The following is an 18,602-nucleotide window of genomic DNA, read 5'->3' as shown; positions in this document are numbered from 1 at the left end:
AGGTAGCTCGGTTCGATCATCTTCATTTCGTGGACCTTCCCGCGGTGAGTGACCGCAGAACCGAAACCATGACGCCGCGTGTCAAAGGAATCTTGAAAGCATTGCCCGACTGTGGTTTCGCGTCCGCTAGTTCTGCATCTGCCGCCCATATGAAGACTTCCTCGGTCGGCGTAGATCCGCGCAGGACCTCTTCCGCCTTGTAGGCGCGCCAGGGACGGTGCGCCACGCCTCCGAGAGCGATTCGGGCTCCGGTGACAGTATCGTTTTCGATTTCGATCTCGGCGGCGGCCGAAACCAAAGCGAAAGCGAACGAGGCGCGATCACGTGTCTTGAGGTACGTCGACAGCGCCGCTGGGGCGGGCGCGGGAAGCTCGACTGCAACGATCAACTGGTTTGGAGCCAGGGCGGTGTCGCGCTCTGGTGAATCGCCAGGGAGACGGTAAAATTCGGTGATCGGAATGCGGTGTTCGCCACCCTCGTCTCGGACGACAATGACGGCGTCCAGTGCAGCCAGTGCGACTGCCATGTCCGACGGGTGAACGGCAATACATTGGTCGGAGGCACCCAGGATCGCGTGGTAGCGCACGTAGCCTCCGATGGCAGAACAACCCGATCCGGGTTCTCGCTTGTTGCACGGAGTTGTCACGTCCTGGAAGTAGACGCACCTGGTTGCCTGCATCAGGTTGCCGGCAGTGGTCGCCGCATTGCGTAACTGCCCTGATGCTCCGGACAAGAGGGCACGCGCAAGCACTGCGTATCGGCTACGGATGACGGGGTGGGCTGCGAGATCGGTGTTTCGGACTGTCGCTCCGATACGGACCCCTCCATCCGAACGCACTTCCACAGCGGCGAGGGGCAACCGACTCACGTCGATCACCATCCGCGGGTTGACCGCGCCGAGTTTCATGCGGTCGACCAGGTTCGTACCCCCTGCCAAAAAGGCGGCACCGGGATTTTCAGACATCAGGGTCAACGCGCCGTCCACGTCCTCGGCGCGTCGGTACTCGAATGGCATCATGACTGCGCCGCCTGGCGGATTGCTGCGACGATGTTGCCGTATGCAGCGCAGCGACAGAGATTTCCGCTCATGCGTTCTCGAATCTCGGCGTCGTCCAGATCCGGGTCAGCATCGAGGTCTTCGGTGATATGACTGGGGTGCCCGGCCTTCACCTCGTCCAGCATCCCCACTGCCGAGCACACCTGCCCCGGGGTGCAGTACCCGCACTGGAGCGCGTCCTGGTCCAGAAACGCTTGTTGTACGGCACACAGACCGTCGTGATCCGACAACCCGCTTGCCGTAGTGATCTGTGCGCCGTCCTGCGCCACTGCAAACGTCAAACACGTAACGGCACGCCGCCCATCGAGGAGGACCGTGCACGATCCGCACTGCCCGTGGTCACACCCTTTCTTCGGGGAAGTCACGCCGAGGCGATCCCGCAGCGCGTCGAGCAGCGTGGTTCGAGTGTCGACCGTCAGGGTGCGGCTATTGCCGTCCACCGTCAACGTGATTTCGGCATCGATTCGCGAAGACTCCATGACGAGCACCTACCCAGCTTCGGATTACTCAAACGGGTAACGCCACGATCCGATGACGCTGCGTTTGCGAGATCGTTCACAGCGTAAGGTGTTTGTGGCCGATCTCAGGGTCAGAAGATCCAATCCCTGCCATATGTGGGCTCATCCGCTTCGGGTGATGACCGGTCGCGGCGTGATCGCGATTATGAGTCGCAGAGTTCACGTTGAACGGTTACCGGCATCGGTTTGTGAAGCAAGCGCGTGCATCGTCAATCCGAAATCCCGTCCGGCAATGTGTTCTCGCTACGGAACCGCCGACAGTATCGCGAGGAGTCCTGATGCCCGCTGATTTTTCCGACCGCACCGATTTCGACAATGCAGCTCGTGGCCTGGTCGCGAAGCTCGAACCCGCGCAGATACATGCTGGGGACGGCCGTGTTGTCTACGACGCGGCGGCCTTCGCCCAGGCGACCACAGGCGACTGTCCCGACACCGTGAACCCGAGCCTGTGGCGTCAAGCGCAGCTCACGTCAGTACACGGGCTCTTCGAGGTCACTGGAGGTATCTACCAGATTCGGGGTTACGACCTGTCGAACATGACTCTCGTAGAAGGCGATAGCGGGGTGATCGTGATCGATCCGCTCGTCTCGGCCGAGTGCGCATCGGCGGGTCTGGCACTGTATCGAGAGCACCGCGGCGATCGCCCGGTCAGCGCAGTCATCTACACCCATTCGCACATAGACCACTTCGGTGGTGTGCTCGGCGTTGTCGATGCTGATACCACGGTGCCGATCATCGCTCCTGAACATTTCCTCGAACACGCGGTCTCCGAGAACGTCTATGCAGGCGGAGCGATGTTGCGGCGAGGGATGTTCCACACCGGCATCGTGCTGCCGGTCGGTGCAACTGGCACGCTGGGGGCGGGCCTCGGCCCCAGCACGTCCAGCGGAACCGTTGGCCTTCTTGCGCCGACCTTGGACATCACGCACACCGGTCAGGAAGAGGCATTCGACGGTGTGCGCATGATTTTCCAGGTCACTCCCGGTACCGAGGCTCCCTCGGAAATGAACTTCTTCTTCCCCGACCACCGCGCATTGTGTTTGGCGGAGAATGCAACTCACAATTTGCACAACCTTCTTACGTTGCGCGGCGCGGAGGTGCGTGACGCGCGCAACTGGTCGCGTTACCTCGCCGAGGCAATCGAAATGTTTGCTTACGACTCGGATGTCGCTTTCGCCTCGCATCATTGGCCTACCTGGGGCACAGACAATCTGATCGGGTATCTCACCGAGCAACGCGACCTCTATGCCTACCTCCACGATCAGACTCTGCGTCAGCTCAACCAGGGCCTCGTCGGGACCGAGATCGCCGAAAACTTCGACATGCCACCCACTCTCGATGCCGCATGGCACACCCACGGATACTACGGTTCGGTCAGCCACAATGTGAAAGCGATCTACCAGCGTTACCTCGGGTGGTACGACGGTAACCCCGCACACCTCTGGCAGCATCCGCCGGAAGGCGCAGGCGCACGGTACGTACGCGCAATCGGTGGGATTGAGGCAGCCGTCGGGAAGGCCCGCGAGTTTGCCGACGAAGGGGACCTGCGCTTCGCCGCTGAGTTAGCTAGTCACGCTGTGTTCGCCGAGCCCGGGCACGCCGGTGCGAAAGAGGTTCTCACTGAGGCGTTGACGCGGCTGGGCTACGGTTCCGAGTGTGCCACATGGCGAAACAACTACCTTGTCGGAGCCAGCGAAGTCGACGGCCCACCGCATCCTGCCGAAGTCAGCGCGGCCGGGATGGCGACTGCGCTCACTATCACACAAGTCTTCGACAGCATCGCCATCCGGATCAACGGCCCGAAGGCCTGGGATGTGACTGCATCGATACGTTGGCACTTCACCGACGTAGACCAGACGTATCGAATGGAACTCTCCAACGGTGTCCTGATTCATTACCCTACGGGGCGGTCCGATCCCGCCGATCTCGTTGTGACACTGACCAAACCGCAGCTACTTGGCCTGCTCGCAGGTTCCGGAACCGATGGCATCGCGATGGATGGCGACACAGCGACGATCAGCAGGATCGTCGGGCTGACCGATAAATCCGATCCGGCCTTCCCTATTGTGACTCCGTAAGCGGTTGGAGCCAATTCGCGCATTGACAGCCGGTGGCCCCGTCCGTGAAACGTCGGTCAGCACTTGCATCCTGTCGAGATCGTCGGAAGCCCGGTGTCGCAACAATTCGGAGTCGAGAACCTCGATATCCGGGAGTTGTTCGATGTCGTCACGAAGCGAAGCGAAGTGATCAGTGTCAGCGCCGTATCCAACAACTCGTGTTCGGTCTCGACCATCTGACGGCCTCCTTCGAAAGTCGAATGCACACTGACCACGCAGACGTCCTGTATCCATCGCCCAGGTCGGCAACCCTTCATGACAGGGAAAATGTGCGCCCGACGATCAAAGGTATACTCCCGCGGTGGCATTCGTCTGCGATCGAGGCTAGGTCTGGACAGGTGTCGTGAGGACTCGGGCTGACGATCAGCCGACTTGTGACTGTCTCGACTGAGGAGCAGTTCTCGGGGATCGTTGCCTGCGACAGCCAGCTTGACGGACAGCGAACTACCGCAGGTCGAGAAGAACGCATAGTCCGCGCCGACCGCGTCTGCCATTAATCGTTCGGCATCTGCACGGTTACCGTTCGATGATCGGCGGTTTGTCGAGGCCGGGTGTGGCGAGTACGTCGTCGTGGAACGGGTCGGGTCTGAGAACGTCGAGCACCCGCCGGTCGGTGCCGCGACCTTGGCCGTGTCCCGGTGGGGTGGACCGGTATCGATCCAACTGACGTTAGTGCGCGAGGGCCTCCAACAATGGTGCTCGGGTGTGATCCCTGCAGCGCCGCTACCCACCGTCCGGTCGAGGCAATCGAAGCGTTCGCCACATGTGGTTGCTATGTCGGGCGACGTTGGCTTTCAGAGCCTTCGTGAGGCGTTGTCGCCGACTGTTCCCGGACCTGTGTGTATTCGTTGACTTGCCGGCTAGGTGGGGTCACGAAGGCGCCTGCAAGCCTTTGGTCAGTGTGATCGTGGCAGACCAGTTCCCCTCCGGCGAGATCGGCGGGACCTGCTCGAAGACCACTCCGTCGACCAGGATCTCGAGGATGTGCCGTCCAAAGGACGATGTGCTCGTGGTGATCTGCCTCGTTGTCGACGTGGAGAGCACCACTCGCAACGCGCCTGGGTCGGTATCGGCGTCGAACGCGCACACCAGGGCGCTGGAGGGGACGGCGTGGCCGATGAGAATGGTCGCTACTTCGTCGGCGGCGAGAACCAGGTCGGATAATCCGTCCAATGTGAGCGCGTAGTGCGCGGACACGGTCCGCACCAGAGAACGTAGCGCCGGCAGTTGATCAGGTGTTGCCGAGACGGACAGTGAAGGTGAAGTGGCGGTCGGGGGCACGATTGCTCGCTTAGAGGACGTCACGTGAGATTTGCTCCTGTACTTGATCGGATGCGGCTAACCCCCTTGCGGGATCTTGCTATCCGCATTCGAAAACAAAATTCAGCACTGCAACTACCCAACACAGGTGCCGCCAAACACGGAGCTTAACGGTGCTACCCGCCGCACAGCAGGATGCGGTCGAAGTAGACGCTCAGAAAGTGGGGACATCGAAGCCACTGCTACTCGAAATGAAAAGATGGCCGGGGTCTGGTGCACAAGTTCACAGAGCGATGTTTGCCCGCTGAAACGCCTGGGCATCACCCCGAGCGCAGTCGCAGCGCGAACGCTGCGCGTCCGAGCTGGTAGGCCCGAGGCAGCACCTGAACAGTGCTCTGTAGCAGAAGATTGATGATCCCACTGCAATCTTCACCGAACTCGACAGAGACATCAAAGAACTACCAAGCGGTGGAGGCAGCAATCGGGCGTATCCGCGGTGAGCGCCAAGTGGGATGCTTCCCCGTTATATGGACATCGCGGGGTTAGGATGGATGTCAGTTCTTCGTCATGGCTGTGGCAACGAACTGTCTTTCATGCCGTGCTCTCTGTACGGCGGCCTCGAACGGGTGGGACGACAATGCCTTTGACGAAGAAGTTCTCGGAAATGTACGACGACGCGTTGGTTGCGTTGGCTGCGGCGTCCCAACGGCCCGCGACCGTCGTCAACGTGGACGGCCACTACGCCATTCGTGTCGATCTCGAGTACAGCCGCTACGTCGTGGCCACCAACTCTCCGCGAGGGTTGTGGGACGAGCCCGATGCGAGCGGCTCGTGGTTGGTGTGCATCGTTCACACTGACGACGCCGGCATTGACGTGCTGTTGAGTGAAGCACAGAAGCCGTGGCTCATCGATGCCTTCGATGCCGCGGTCGACCGGCTCGAAGCGGATGGCAATGCCATCGTTGCCGATGCGGATTTCGGCGCCATCCATCACACCGGCGAACGCCTGCCGGATTCCGACGCCTTCTCGGAAGGGGATCCCTCTTCAGGGGTCTCGCTCAACTGAGCTATCCGCTCGGCGAGGATCGCATTCTTGGTTTCCAATGCGAGGATCACACCGATTCCAGTCAGGTTGACCCCGTCGGCGATTAACGCGCTGATACGCCGCAACGTGGAGAGGTCCGCTTCGCTGTAGCGGCGTGTTCCTCCGCCGCTACGCGCGGGAGTCAGAAGTCCGCGACGTTCGTAGAGCCGCAAGGTTTGCGGGCCCACTCCGGACAGTTCCGACATCACGGAAATCCCGTATACGCCTCGGTGAGCGTGCGCCGCATCCTTCATCGTCACCGCACTGACTCCTTCAATGTTCGGATATCCCTCGACTTTAACATGACCCGGCAGTCTCTCTGTGCTTGTCGATGTCAAAAATCTGATTCCCTACGATACAGATTTCATGCAGAGTTCATTCCTTTCTGTTCGGCGAAATCGAACCGAAAATAGTGAGGACCATGCGCATTGTGCAGATAAACCGTGGAGGTGACTGGGTTGTCGACCCATCGCAGCTCCGTTCTCTATGGCTATGGTTGTCGCTTATCTGCATCAGCTGATATAGATTTACGGCATCGGGCCGAACAGCTGGCTGCGTCTGCACTTTGGACTCCGGGAGCGTAAATGACAACTGCCATGCCATCCACACCATGCCGTGCGCACCCCTGCTCAGTGGTGGTCAGCGCCGAACGAGCACTGCACACCTGGCGCGGGGTTGACGTGGCGGCGGAATCTGACGATCGATGCAGTCGTGGTGATCCTGATCGTCGTGATCCTGGGCGGAATGCTCCGTTCGGTGATCGTCGGCCCTCTGTTCTACGCGGTGTTCGCCGTCGTCGCTGCGATTGCGTTCCGGTTCGTCCTGCAGATGATCAACGCCTGAGCACGAAGGAAACGACGATGTCGATCACACGAGGGGAATGGGCATTGCCATGAGCACCCACACGAAAGAGGTCGACTACACACACCTCGTCGCCTTGTTCGAACAGATGGCGTCCCTGCCCGACGGTGACGTGCGATGCGTGCGTCTTCGCACGCAGATCATCGAGTCGTGCCTGCCGCTGGCCCGAAACATCGCCTCGCGATACCGCGGCCGCGGACAAGCCCACGAGGATCTCGTGCAAGCCGCCAGCGTCGGTCTGGTCAGTGCGGTGAACCGCTTCGACCTGACGAAAGGCCGCGACTTTCTGTCGTTCGCCGTTCCGACGATGATGGGGGAAGTGCGCAAACACTTCCGGGATCGCGGCTGGGACGTTCGTGTTCCGCGCTCGTTGCAGGAAAACTATCTCGCGCTGAACAAGGCTCGGACAGCTCTCACCCAAACCCTCGGACGCGAACCCACTGTCCCGGAACTGGCAGAAGAACTCGACGTAGAACCTGCCGAGATCGCGGAGATCGTCGCCGCCGGCGATTCCTATCACGCGGCGTCTCTCGATGCGGCAGCCGTCAACGATGGACGGTCGATCGCAGAGACGTTGGGAGACTTCGACTCTGCCCTCGACGGCATCGACAACCAACAAACACTCAGGCCGGCGATTCTCGCACTTCCCGAACGCGAACGCACCATCGTGCTCTACCGGTTCTTCGGCGAACTGACCCAAGCGGAAATCGCGGAGAAGATCGGGCTGTCCCAAATGCACGTCTCCCGACTCCTCACGCAAATACTCGCCAAACTTCGAAGCTCCCCGTCTTTTGCACCCGTGCGGACTGCGGCTGCCGCGTGAGCTGGAAGAAGCGATGTCGCGTGTCCCCTTGTCGACTGTGCGGTGAACCTGTGTGCAGGGAGTCATGTTTGTTTCGACGACAATCCGGGTAGGAACTGTGCGATCCACCGGTAGCCGAACCCCCAAACTTCGTTACCGGTGGATCACCAGTGTGGTACCTGACCTCTGCCGGGCCGCGGTACACACACTGTCCGTCGGGTTTCGCTCACTCGAAACCGACGGATTCAATACCCGTGTCTACCCGAACAGAGGCAGTGAGAGCTGAGGACGAATGCAGGATGCGTCGGGCGATGAGGACGAGATCGGTTGACCGGCAGTTGTTGCCGAGTGTCGCCGGTCGACATGAGTGACCCGACAGCTGAGGCACAGCAGGTTCTTGCGCGCAACCTGCCGATGTCTTGTTGCATAACCTCACTTGCACACGCCGGCAGCGGAGAACGAGTGCTGATGCAGGGTGCGAGGGTTGCGATGGCGAACCGCGGGCACACGGGAACGTCGCTGCCTCGCCTTCATCGCCATATTTGTAACTTTTTGCGGCGAAATCGGATATATCCGGTCGTAAGTGAAGCTAATGACCAGACGGTAGAGATCCAGAAGGCAGAGAGTATTGTTCCACCTCTTCACATTGGTCCGGCCTCGATGACATCCGAGGGCGTGACAACTCACGATGCCGCCGACGCCTTCCGGCAGTGGAAGGATCGCAAGCGGTATTGGTGGCCGCTGGCTCTGCTGATTCCGTTGAGCCCGTTTGTATCCTGGCTGCTCGTCGAGTACCTGCACTGGGGATTGTTCTGGGCTACCGGAGCATGGATTCTGCTTCTCCTCGTCCCCATCGTGGACTTCATCGCCGGCCCGGACGGACACAATCCACCCCGCGAGGCAATAGCGGCGCTGCAAGAAGACCGTTATTACCGTTGGTGTACTTATCTGTTCGTGCCCCTGCAGTACAGCGGGTTGCTGTTCGCGTGCTGGTGTTGGGTGCATGCGCCTATGGCAACGGGGGAGAAGATCGCTCTGTCGATGACCGTGGGTGTCGTTGCCGGAGTCGGAATCAATGCAGCCCACGAACTCGGCCACAAGAGCGAGACCCATGAACGGTGGTTGGCGAAGATCGTTCTCGTGCAATCGCTATACGGACACTTCTACGTCGAGCACAATCACGGCCACCACGTAAAGGTCGCGACTCCACATGATCCGGCAAGTGCCCGATTCGGGGAATCGTTCTGGATGTTCCTTCCCCGCAGCGTTATCGGAGGATGTCGGTCGGCCTGGGCGATTGAAGCCGCACGCCTGCGTCGACGCGGTCGGCGGGTTTTGTCCCTGGGGAACAGCATTTTGCAGACGTGGGCTATGAGTGCGGCCCTGTTTGTCGCCTTGATCGCAGGATTCGGGTGGCAGATCGTGCCCTGGCTTTTTCTCCAAGCATTCGCCGGGATCACTTTTCTTGAGGCGGCGAACTATCTCGAACACTACGGATTGCTCAGGGCTCGACGCAGCGATGGTAGCTTCGTCAAAGCCAGGCCTGAAGACAGTTGGAACAGTGATCATCTCGTGTCCAATCTGTTCCTCTATCAATTGCAGCGACACAGTGACCATCACGCGAATCCGCGTCTGCGCTACCAATCATTGCGCAGTGCGCCCGACGCGCCGCAACTGCCCGCCGGTTACGCGGTGATGATCGTCTGCGCCGCGATACCGCCTCTATGGCGAGCCGTGATGGACCGACGAGTGCTTGACTACTACGACGGGAATATCGAACTCATGCACACCCGGACTACTCTCCGATGAGCGGCAACGATTACCCCACTGATGCGAGCCGCGTAGCAGCGAAAGGTGGCAAGAACACTAACGCGGATCAGCGCGACCCTGCCAAGAGTGCGCTTGTACACGCTGCACCGAGCCCGGAGGTCATCGCCGCGACCGAATTTCTTCTCGCTCAGCCCGATGCCTACCTCTACCGTCGGCGCTATCTCGAGCTGGTCGTGCACGGCTGCGGCTCGGGAGGCACTCCGACCGCGGACTACACCGCGGCCGAACGCTATCTTTTGGCTACGGCTGCCGCATGCCGGCGATCGTTGCGCCGAGGCGATTCTTCGACCGGCGAAGGCTGACGTCCCATTGTCCGAAAGTGGGGATGCGCAGCACTTGACTGAGGTGTATTGATGTAGACATGTTGGGTCTCATAGGTTTTCTTCTGGTTCTCTGGCTCGTTTTCGTCGTCGTGGGTTTCGTCGCCAAAGGCTTACTGTGGCTTGCGATCATCGGTATCGTTCTCTTCGTCGCCACCGCCGCATGGGGATGGATCAAACGTAACGCTTCCACCTGAGACCTCCCTCTGATCCTTGTGCTTGCCCCATACCGCGCACGGATAGCCGACTCGAGTGCGTCCCCGACTGTAATGGGACGCGACTCTCGTCTTCGACATGCTGCTTTGGTATCGAATCAAACTAGGTTTCAGCCGGTGGCCGAACGATTGCGAGAGCGGAATTTGCACATCAATCACTAGAGATCCGGACAGCAGTCACACCCACCTGCAGTGACTTCGCAAGGTGGGTGTGACTGTGACGCAACTAGATTCCGGTTCAGGGAGTGACGGTGATGCCGGGCGTAGAGTTGAACTTGAGCGCTCCGGTCATCTTCGCCATTCCGGCGCCTGCGGCGGGGCAGGAGGCGCTTCCGCCGTTGGAGGTGAAGTTCACCGTTCCGGTGTTGTTGGCGGTGACGGTGTGTGTCGAGTTGTTGTAGGGCACGGGGCCGGCAGTGCTGGCGGTGACGTCGATGACGCAGCTACCAGCAACTACGTGAGCTCCACCGTTGGGGATTTTGATACTTCCCATCGGTGATCCACTGTCGGCGTTGACGTTCAGAGCCCAGGAACCCGACGTGGTGATCGTTGCCGGCACACCTTCGAGGTCACATCCGGACAATCCCACGCTCGCAATGTTGATGTTGATGCCGCCCGTTCCGGAGTTCACGTTGCCGGGCGCTGCAGGGGTGGTTCCGGTTCCGCTGACGCTGGTGCAGTACAACTCGAGACCGCCGGTTGTCACGAAACTGAGCCCACTGCTGGTGGCCGTCACCGGGGTGGCTGTGGCGGGGCTGATCGTGGTGGACGCTGTTGCGATCCCGGATGCAGCGATGGTCAATGCGGCTGCTGCCCCGACGAGTGCGGAGGTCTTGCCGAGCAGTGTGCGTGATGACATGTGATGTGCCTTTCTGTCGAATACCTTTGGGGTGAACCGTCAGTCGAAAGAAATTCAGGCGGGTGCAATCTCTACCCGGCGGCTCCCATCTGCGCCACAGCTGCAGGTTCGGCTGCCTGTGCAGCGGCCGCTGCCGGCGGTCGTACCTTGCGCGCGGCGACGGTGTAGACGTCGCTGGAGGTGCTCAGAGAGTTCTTTCCGCTGGCGGAGGGGGTTCCTGCTCGCAGGTTCACCGCCCAGTTGAGTGCTCCGAAGACACCGCACCCGCTAGCGGCGGGTGCTGCGAAGAGATTGTCGGTGTGCTGAACGGCAGGGAACACTGCTCCCGGATATTCGCCGATGGGCTCTGAGGGCGGGTTGCCGGTGGTCGTGAGGTGGAGGTTGATCGGGTTCGCCGTGGAGCCGAGATAGCAGTTGTTACCCAACAACGAGTTCGACAGTTTCAGTCGTACCGGCATCGTCAGCTCTTGATCGAGCACCTTGATGTTCGGTAGCCCAACAGCTTCGACTGTTGCGGTGATCTGGGTCAGATTCAGTGGAGTGTCGATTCCGATGGCCCCACCCGGGACGGAGATCGGGTTCGAGTACACCCCGTTGCGGCCGTCCGGCTTGGGGACGAAGGTTTCGACGAAGCTGCCGTCGGGCTGAGTGGCGTACTTGACTCCGCCGGCGATCTTGAGTCCGCCGTCGGGCACGGGCACGGTCAGCCCCCCGATTTTCATCGAACCGCCGCGCACCACGACGGTTGCGCAGGTCGCAACGTCGAGGTCTTCGACGGGGCATGACGACCACCCGTCGAACGTCAAGGGGGTAGCGGTGGGGGTACCGGACGAACCGAGCGAGGAATTCTCCTCGGCAGTGGCGACGCCGCCTCCTGTCAATGCAAGGGCTGCAGCGATCGCCATAGTGGGGACAACTCGGGTTCTCAAGGCATTCTTGGACATTGGGCTCCTCAGGCATGAATTCGACGCACCGAATTGCCACTCGTGGCGGCGTGTCGCGAGTCACATCTATGTGCTCGGAGCGAAGGCTACCGACCAGTAGTACTCGAAGTCACACAAACCGGAGAAAGTTCAATCCTTTCGGGGATGCTTTCGTACTTTTGTCGGTGTTTCATTCGCGTTCTACGAGGACCTTCTACCCTGCGCTGTCCTCGTCAGTGGAATAACTCGATCAAGACACCCTGCCCGCTGCAAATCTGCGGCAGGGCCTGCGGACCGAAGCCTGCTCGTATCATCTGTGTGATACCGAAGGGTCCAGCGTTCGACATACTCAACAATGAATATCGATGTCTGTGATGTCACTAAAAAGCAACTTCTGGTCCAAACTGCAGCGGCTTCAGATCGCCTAGGCACGGCGGACCCATGCCTGCGTGGCTTGGTGCGCAGCGGACACCACCAAGCGCGATGTTTGACAGTCCATCAACCGGGCGGTTGATCCGCTGATCATTTTTTCACGCGTGCGACCGTCACGTTCCCGCCAAGGAAGTAAGTCGCATCCGAGTAGGGACAGGAGTAAACCTCACGTGACGTCCTCCGAGCGGGCGATCGTTTCCGCGGCCGCCGCTTCGCCTTCACTTACTGTCTCAGCATCACTTGACCAACTCCCGTGCTGCGATCACTGGTAAGAACTGAGGCTGCTCACAAAGCGCTATCGTTGGATGGACTGTCCGACCTCGTTCTCGCCGCCGACGAAGCCACCGCTATCCCGATCGGCGACGCCGTCCCCTCCGGCGTCCTGACGTGCGCGTTCGATCTAGGGTCAGCCCGGGCGCTGTCCGAGTGATTCTCTCCGCGTCGACAGCGGGTCAGATATCCACGAGCACCTCATCCTTCGCACGGCACGTTCTCGAGATCCTCGTCGACGGAGTAGTCCTCGAACAGGTCCCGCCGGATTCGCCAAAGCAGAACTGGGCTGTGACGATCACGCTGAACAGGGCTCTACAGGAAAGTTCGTGACCCCCTCTTCCCGCGAGATCAACGAGTACTCGCACATCACTGATCTGTTCGTTCATCTCGCAGCCCTCCCCGCCGACGTTCCCGATCACGTGCGGCTTCGCACCGAGAGCATCGAAGCCGGCCTTCCTCTCGCCGATCACATCGCTCGGCGCTATCGAGGGCGCGGCCAGTCACACGAGGATCTCGTCCAAGTCGCCTGTGTCGGCCTGGTCAACGCGGTCAACCGGTTTGATCTGGCGTAGGGTCAGGATTTCCTGTCATTCGCCGTCCCGACGATGATTGGTGAGGTGCGCAAGCACTTTCGTGACCGGGGGGTGCGCTCGACGGGTTCGACAACCACGAAACACCCCGCCCCGCACTGTTGGCGTTACCTGAACGAGAACGGTCAATTGTCGCCTCCCCGTGGCTCGGACTTGTGTCAGCTGCCGTGCAGTGCGGCACGGAGTGCGTCCACGGCGAGGGTCCGTGCAACATTGGCAGCGCGGGTGTTTCGGAGGCTGTCGAGCAATAGGAAATCGTGAACCATTCCGGCCACGCGCACCGATGTCACGTCGACACCTGCCTCGCGGAGCTTATTCGCGTACTGCTCTCCTTCGTCCCGAAGGACATCGGCTTCGTCGGTGATGACCAACGTGGTCGGGAGTCCGGAGAGGTCCTCGAGGGAAGCCTGTAGCGGCGAGGCGTGCACTTCTGCGCGCTTCGCGGGGTCGGAGGTGTAGGCGTCCCAGAACCATTTCATGCCGTCGCGGGTGAGGTAGTACCCTTCGGCGAACTGCAGGTAGGACGGAGTATCGAAGTCCGCGTTGGTGACTGGGTAGAGCAACACCTGTGCCTTGAGGTCGATACCTCCACGTTCTTTGTTCATGAGTGCAAAGACCGCAGACATGCATCCGCCGACGGACTCCCCGGTCACCGCGATGCGGGTAGTGTCCAGGCCGTGCTCGGCTCCGTGCTCGAGTATCCACTGCCCAACCGCGTAGTTCTGTTCGACTTGGGTCGGGTACTGGGCTTCGGGCGCGCGGTCGTAGACGGGAAATACTCCGGCAGCGTCGGCGCCTACCGCGAGTTCGCGAAACAGTCGATCGTGTGTCTTGTCGTCTCCGAAAACCCATCCGGCGCCGTGGATGTAGAACACCACCGGCAGTGGTCCGGTAGCGCCTTTCGGTCGAATGATGCGAGTGCGGACCGTTCCCCATTGGCCTGCATCGACGTCCACCCACTCTTCGTCGACGTCGGGTCGTGCGACGCCGTCGCCACTTTGTAGGTCCCGCAGTATCTTTCGTCCTTCTTCGGGTGGCACTTCGTAGATTCGGGGGTGGGGGTCGGTGGCCTCGCACAGCTCCTTCGCTGCCGGTTCGAGGTACGGAGTGAGCGGTGGTGGTAGTTCGGACATGTCAGCTGGCCTCTCGGGTGGGGGAACGATGGGACGAAGCAGGCGATGGTTGGTCTTTCGAAAACTCGGTCCAGAAGTGCCGGTACATTCGAAGGGAGGGTACCTGGCAGAAGTACGCAAACCCGCTGCATAGCAAGTAGTTTCGTGCTCCAGTTGCATCGGGTAGTAGTCGCTACTTCGACCCCGCACTGCCGACGAGCGATCGACGTTCGGTTGAATGTGTGCACCTCTCACATGACCTAAACATATTGCCTGTCGGGTCGTCAATGGATCGATGTTCGCGCGTGTCGGAGGCGACCGTCATGGCTTCTCCCACCAGGCAACGATGCGTGCGACCACCTGTGAACTTCCCCGGACCCATCTGATGTGATCGTTGCTCGCACCGGGCAAGACGTCGTCGTGCTCGTACTGCCATCGTGTCACCGCGCGTGTGTCGAACAGTTTCTCCGCGAAGATGTCCACCGATCGTGGTGGGGCCATGGCGTCCGATGCGAAACTGACGACGAGAGCGGGCGTCGCGATCGGCCGATCGGCTTTGTACGGTGGGTTGCCTGTGATGACCGTGCGGGCCCATTGCCGCATCAACGTGCGAGCGCCGGGGCCGCCGAAAGCCGGTGTCGGTACGTAGCCGAACAGTGTGGTGAACAGCGGGACGGCTACTGCGCCCATGAGCAAGACGTGTAGCCCGCAGAATCGGTAGGTTCGATGGTGGGGGAGCGCAGCAGCTACGGTGACCATTGCCTCGACCGCCGGGTGGTTCAGTTGGTGTCCGGCGACGAGTTGACCGCCGAGACTGTGCCCGAGCAACAGGATTGGCTGTTCGGGATGATCCCTCCGCGCGCAGGTAATTGCGTCCTCGATGTCGTCGATTTCGTCCTGGTAGGACCAATCGTGTCTGCGGTCGGCGCGGGGCTCGCCGCGTTCGAATCCTCGTCGTCGAATCGCATGGGCCTCCCACCCGTGCCGTGCGAACTCTGCGACCAGCGGTTCGTAGAAGTGCGACCCTATTGCCATCGCGGGCGCGATCAGGACAAGGGGAGCGCTCGAGCTGTGCAAGCGGTGACGAATCGGAGTGCACAACGGACGAGGTGGGCCTTCGTCTTGTGCTGCGTGGTGGTCGTTTCTCACCGTTGGCAGATCACCAGTGGTATTTCGCGCTGTGTTCGTCGTTGGTAGTCTGCGTAGCCTTTATAGGCAGCAACGACTTTGGGCCACAGTGCGGCTCGTTCTTCTGTGGACGCGGTGCGTGTGTGTACCGCGAAGCGTTCTCCGTCCATGACGAGTTCGGCGTCGGGGTGGGCCTGGAGGTTTTTGTACCAGTCCGGATCGCGGTCGTCGCCGCCTTTCGACGCGACGAGCACGATCCAGTCCTTTTCTCGGACAGGGGTTGTCAGGTAACACGACCGCGGGAGTCCTGACGAGCGTCCGATCGTGTGCAGCTCGACGACCGGCATTCCGAAGGGTTTGGACAGCAGTCGCCCTCCACTGACGGTGAGTACGATTTTGTGCGCACCGTTCATCAGCTTGGCGCCGAGGTCTTTGACGGTGTCGGTGTTCGACATTTCTCATCCCTTCCTGAAGGTGGTGAGGGTGATTCTGTGTGTGCGTGCGCGGTGGGTGCCCTGTGAGGGGCCATTCGCTCCAGTCGGTTGAGATCTGTCACGAACTCTGCGGCAGGAGAAGGACTTTTCCCACCGAGTCTTTCGATTCGAGCAACGCCTGCCCCTCGCCTGCATCGGCCAGGGGTAGCTTTGCCGAAATGATCGGTCGAATAAGCCCTTGTTCGATCAACGGCCACTCGTCAGTGGCGACGGCCGCAACGATCTCCGCCTTCGAGCCGGGGCCAGTCAGCGGGCGGTTGCGCACGTTGAGGCCGATGATTCGCGCACGTTTACCGATGAGTGCACCGACGTTCGCCTCACCGGTGAAGCCTCCCTGCATGCCGATGATCACCAGCCGACCTCCGACAGCGAGGGCGTCGATGTTGCGGCTGAGGTAGCTCCCACCCATGATGTCGAGGATGACGTCTACCTGGCCCACCAGTTCGGCTGCGAAGTCCTGATCTCGGTAGTTGAGCACGATGTCGGCACCGAGGTCTCGGCAGCGCTGCGCCTTGGCCTCTGATCCGACGGTGACCGCGACGCGCGCCCCCAGCGCCTTGGCCACCTGAATGGCATGGGTTCCGATTCCGCTGCCGCCGCCGTGAACGAGAAGCAGATCGCCGGCTTGCAGGCCTGCGTCGGTGACGATCGTGGACCAGACGGTGCTCGCCACCTCGGGCAGAGCAGCGGAATCGATCAGAGTCACGCCTGCGGGTACAGGTAGTAACTGAGATGCGGGGACTACTGCGTATTCTGCGTACCCGCCTCCGGCGATCAGGGCACACACTTCGTGGCCCAGTGCCGGACCGTCGACGTCGGGACCAAGGGCGACGACGGTGCCGGAGATTTCGAGACCCATGATGTCGCTGATACCCGGCGGTGGCGGGTAGAGTCCCTGCCGCTGCATCACGTCACCGCGGTTGATACCGGCGGCGGCAACGCGAATCAGGACCTCGCCAGGTGCGGGCGTGGGGGTTGGTACTTCCTCTACGACGAGATTCTTCTTCTCGTCGACGACGATCGCTCGCATGGTGGGGGTGACTGTGCTCATCTTGCCTCTCCTGTGGTGGTGGTCGAAATCGGTTGACAGGCGGTGTTTGTCAGCGTGCGCCGATGGTTTTCCAGATGCGTAGCGCGGCGTTCACCACGGGTGTCCATGCGTTCCAGGGGATTCCCGCTGGTGGGTAGAAACCGAATCGCGACTGGTGGGCGATGGTTTGGGCTTCGGTGTATTTGAGGATGCCGTCGATACCGTGCCGACGCCCGAGGCCGGAATCGCCCATTCCGCCCATCGGCGAGTCGATACTGCCCCACGCCGCGGCGAAGGCGTCGTTGATGTTCACGGTCCCCGAACGCAATCGGGCAGCGACTGAGCGGGCGCGGGTGGCGTCGCGACCCCACACGCTGCTGTTGAGTCCGTAGACGGTGTCGTTTGCCCGCGCAACTGCCTTGTCGTCATCTGCGACGGCGTAGATCGAGACGACCGGACCGAACGTTTCGTCCGTGTGCAACGTCATCTCTGGTGTGACGTCGGCGAGGATGGTCGGCTCGTAGAACAGCGGCCCCAGGTCCGGACGTGGCTTCCCTCCGGCCAGAAGGCGTGCGCCCTTCGCGACGGCGTCGTCGACATGAGCCGACACTGTCTTCAGTTGTTTGTCGGTGGTGAGGCTCCCGACGTCGACCCCGTAGTCGTAGGAGGCTCCGATGGTCAAGGCAGAGGTTCGCTGAACGAACTTGGCAACGAACTCGTCGTGTACGGACTCGGCGACATACAGGCGCTCCACCGAGACGCACAATTGTCCTGCCGACGGGAACGCAGCGCGCACGGCTCCTTCGGCTGCCCGATCGAGATCTGCGTCGTCGAGGACGAGCATCGCGTTCTTGCCGCCCAGTTCGAGTGACGCCCCGATCAGCCGCTGGCCGGCGCCGCGGGCGATGTCTCGACCGGTCGCCGTGGATCCGGTGAACATGATGTAGTCCGCGTTCGCCAAGAGTGGGTCCCCGATCGAACTGCCTCGGCCGATCACCATCTGCCATACATCGGCCGGTAGGCCCGCTTGGTACATCAGGTCCATGGCCCACAAGGCGGTCAGCGCGGTCTGGGTGTCGGGCTTCTGCACCACAGCATTTCCGGCCATCAGTGCGGCGATGGCGTCCGTTGCCGCCATCGACAGTGGATAGTTCCATGGCGAGATGATCGCCACCACCCCTTTCGGGTGGTGCAGCTCGGACGTGCGGGTGAGGAAGGGCAGAGCCCCCCGGCGACGTTCGGGTTCAAGAACTTTCGGTCCGGTGCGGCCGTAGTAGCGGGCGGCGATGGCAGCGTCGGCGATCTCGAGGTACGCGTCGCGACGAGTCTTGCCGTTCTCAGCCTGCATCAGGTCGAGCCCGGTGTTCTGATTCTTCAGGACCAGATCATGGAAACGCAGTAACACGCTGGCACGCTCCGCTACGGAAGTCGCTGCCCATCTCGCCTGGGCGCGGCGGGCACGAACGAATGCTTCGTCGACGTCAGCCGGGGCCGAGACCGGGAAGTCTGCGAGTGGTGAACCGGTGTACGGGGCAGTGGTGATCGAGCGGGGAGCGTCGGGCGAGGCCGTAACTCGTTCTGTCAGCCGTTCGAGTAATCCTGTGGTCAGTGTGGCAGGCAGCGCCGCGCGGGGATCTGTGGAGGTGTCGGTCGTTGTGGTCATGTCGGTGTACTCCTGAGATGTTCGGTCGATACGA

The 18,602-nt window shown here is 61.0% G+C and carries 19 protein-coding genes and 2 pseudogenes; 9 read left to right on the top strand and 12 right to left on the bottom strand.

Going from position 1 to position 18,602, the window contains the following annotated elements; all coding sequences use genetic code 11:
* Positions 1-22: 22 nt before the first annotated feature.
* The gene (locus P3G66_RS16900) at positions 23-1,018 is read right to left on the bottom strand and encodes a xanthine dehydrogenase family protein subunit M (protein ID WP_276116896.1); all 996 of its coding nucleotides are present in this window, start codon (positions 1,016-1,018) and stop codon (positions 23-25) included.
* On the bottom strand, positions 1,015-1,536 hold the full coding sequence (locus P3G66_RS16895) for a 2Fe-2S iron-sulfur cluster-binding protein (RefSeq protein WP_276116895.1): 522 nt from the start codon (positions 1,534-1,536) through the stop codon (positions 1,015-1,017). The genes P3G66_RS16900 and P3G66_RS16895 overlap by 4 nt, the downstream gene beginning before the upstream one ends.
* Before the next feature lie 317 nt (positions 1,537-1,853).
* Here P3G66_RS16895 and P3G66_RS16890 point away from each other — a divergent pair, with 317 nt between their 5' ends.
* Positions 1,854-3,653, top strand: coding sequence for an alkyl sulfatase dimerization domain-containing protein (locus tag P3G66_RS16890; RefSeq protein WP_276116893.1), 1,800 nt, complete (start codon positions 1,854-1,856; stop codon positions 3,651-3,653).
* A gap of 36 nt (positions 3,654-3,689) precedes the next feature.
* On the opposite strand, the pseudogene P3G66_RS16885 reads toward P3G66_RS16890, so the two are convergent.
* A pseudogene (locus tag P3G66_RS16885) lies at positions 3,690-4,355 on the bottom strand (ornithine decarboxylase); the annotation flags it as partial.
* 207 nt (positions 4,356-4,562) lie between these two features.
* Complete coding sequence (locus P3G66_RS16880; RefSeq protein WP_047272401.1) at positions 4,563-4,997, bottom strand: ATP-binding protein; 435 nt, start codon at positions 4,995-4,997, stop codon at positions 4,563-4,565.
* A gap of 592 nt (positions 4,998-5,589) precedes the next feature.
* Between P3G66_RS16880 and P3G66_RS16875 the strand changes: the two genes are divergently transcribed.
* The gene (locus P3G66_RS16875) at positions 5,590-6,018 is read left to right on the top strand and encodes a hypothetical protein (RefSeq protein ID WP_047272399.1); all 429 of its coding nucleotides are present in this window, start codon (positions 5,590-5,592) and stop codon (positions 6,016-6,018) included.
* Here the strand turns inward: P3G66_RS16875 and P3G66_RS16870 are convergent.
* Complete coding sequence (locus tag P3G66_RS16870) at positions 5,943-6,290, bottom strand: MerR family transcriptional regulator (protein WP_080961269.1); 348 nt, start codon at positions 6,288-6,290, stop codon at positions 5,943-5,945. The genes P3G66_RS16875 and P3G66_RS16870 overlap by 76 nt on opposite strands.
* Positions 6,291-6,651: 361 nt before the next feature.
* On the opposite strand from P3G66_RS16870, the gene P3G66_RS16865 reads away from it, so the two are divergent.
* The 5 genes from P3G66_RS16865 (at position 6,652) to P3G66_RS16845 (ending at position 10,046) form a co-directional block, all read left to right on the top strand.
* A complete protein-coding gene (locus tag P3G66_RS16865) occupies positions 6,652-6,879 on the top strand; it encodes a hypothetical protein (protein ID WP_155419232.1) in 228 nt (75 codons plus the stop codon).
* 49 nt (positions 6,880-6,928) lie between these two features.
* Positions 6,929-7,720: a SigB/SigF/SigG family RNA polymerase sigma factor gene (locus P3G66_RS16860; RefSeq protein ID WP_276116892.1), complete on the top strand. Its 792-nt coding sequence runs from the start codon at positions 6,929-6,931 to the stop codon at positions 7,718-7,720.
* 654 nt (positions 7,721-8,374) lie between these two features.
* Positions 8,375-9,508: an alkane 1-monooxygenase gene (locus P3G66_RS16855; protein WP_276116891.1), complete on the top strand. Its 1,134-nt coding sequence runs from the start codon at positions 8,375-8,377 to the stop codon at positions 9,506-9,508.
* Positions 9,505-9,831, top strand: coding sequence for a hypothetical protein (locus P3G66_RS16850; RefSeq protein WP_276116890.1), 327 nt, complete (start codon positions 9,505-9,507; stop codon positions 9,829-9,831). The genes P3G66_RS16855 and P3G66_RS16850 overlap by 4 nt, the downstream gene beginning before the upstream one ends.
* Positions 9,832-9,890: 59 nt before the next feature.
* Positions 9,891-10,046, top strand: coding sequence for a hypothetical protein (locus P3G66_RS16845; protein WP_021343285.1), 156 nt, complete (start codon positions 9,891-9,893; stop codon positions 10,044-10,046).
* Between the two features lie 256 nt (positions 10,047-10,302).
* Here P3G66_RS16845 and P3G66_RS16840 read toward each other — a convergent pair whose 3' ends face one another.
* Both P3G66_RS16840 and P3G66_RS16835 read right to left on the bottom strand, forming a co-directional pair.
* On the bottom strand, positions 10,303-10,923 hold the full coding sequence (locus P3G66_RS16840) for a hypothetical protein (RefSeq protein WP_276116889.1): 621 nt from the start codon (positions 10,921-10,923) through the stop codon (positions 10,303-10,305).
* Positions 10,924-10,994: 71 nt separating this feature from the next.
* On the bottom strand, positions 10,995-11,867 hold the full coding sequence (locus P3G66_RS16835; RefSeq protein WP_047272392.1) for a hypothetical protein: 873 nt from the start codon (positions 11,865-11,867) through the stop codon (positions 10,995-10,997).
* 712 nt (positions 11,868-12,579) lie between these two features.
* Here P3G66_RS16835 and P3G66_RS16830 point away from each other — a divergent pair.
* Positions 12,580-12,708 (top strand): hypothetical protein, encoded by a 129-nt coding sequence (locus tag P3G66_RS16830; RefSeq protein ID WP_276116888.1) that lies wholly within the window; start codon positions 12,580-12,582, stop codon positions 12,706-12,708.
* A 208-nt stretch (positions 12,709-12,916) separates the two neighbouring features.
* Positions 12,917-13,189, top strand: a pseudogene (locus tag P3G66_RS16825) (sigma factor); the annotation flags it as partial.
* Between the two features lie 110 nt (positions 13,190-13,299).
* Here the strand turns inward: P3G66_RS16825 and P3G66_RS16820 are convergent.
* The 5 genes from P3G66_RS16820 to P3G66_RS16800 all read right to left on the bottom strand — a co-directional run bounded on the left by P3G66_RS16820 (position 13,300) and on the right by P3G66_RS16800 (position 18,568).
* The gene (locus tag P3G66_RS16820; RefSeq protein WP_054827893.1) at positions 13,300-14,274 is read right to left on the bottom strand and encodes an alpha/beta hydrolase; all 975 of its coding nucleotides are present in this window, start codon (positions 14,272-14,274) and stop codon (positions 13,300-13,302) included.
* A 300-nt stretch (positions 14,275-14,574) separates the two neighbouring features.
* Entirely contained in the window at positions 14,575-15,330 is a 756-nt protein-coding gene (locus tag P3G66_RS16815; RefSeq protein WP_276116900.1) for an alpha/beta fold hydrolase, read from the bottom strand.
* A gap of 68 nt (positions 15,331-15,398) precedes the next feature.
* Entirely contained in the window at positions 15,399-15,836 is a 438-nt protein-coding gene (locus tag P3G66_RS16810) for a nitroreductase/quinone reductase family protein (protein WP_054827895.1), read from the bottom strand.
* Positions 15,837-15,933: 97 nt separating this feature from the next.
* Positions 15,934-16,905 carry an NAD(P)H-quinone oxidoreductase gene (locus tag P3G66_RS16805; protein WP_276116899.1) on the bottom strand — a complete coding sequence of 324 codons (972 nt, stop codon included), beginning with the start codon at positions 16,903-16,905 and terminating at the stop codon, positions 15,934-15,936.
* A 70-nt stretch (positions 16,906-16,975) separates the two neighbouring features.
* Complete coding sequence (locus tag P3G66_RS16800) at positions 16,976-18,568, bottom strand: succinic semialdehyde dehydrogenase (RefSeq protein WP_276116887.1); 1,593 nt, start codon at positions 18,566-18,568, stop codon at positions 16,976-16,978.
* Positions 18,569-18,602: the final 34 nt, after the last annotated feature.

This window comes from Rhodococcus sp. C3V, assembly GCF_029269915.1.
Taxonomy (GTDB): domain Bacteria; phylum Actinomycetota; class Actinomycetes; order Mycobacteriales; family Mycobacteriaceae; genus Rhodococcus_F; species Rhodococcus_F qingshengii.
This window is presented reverse-complemented; position numbering and strand designations above follow the sequence as displayed.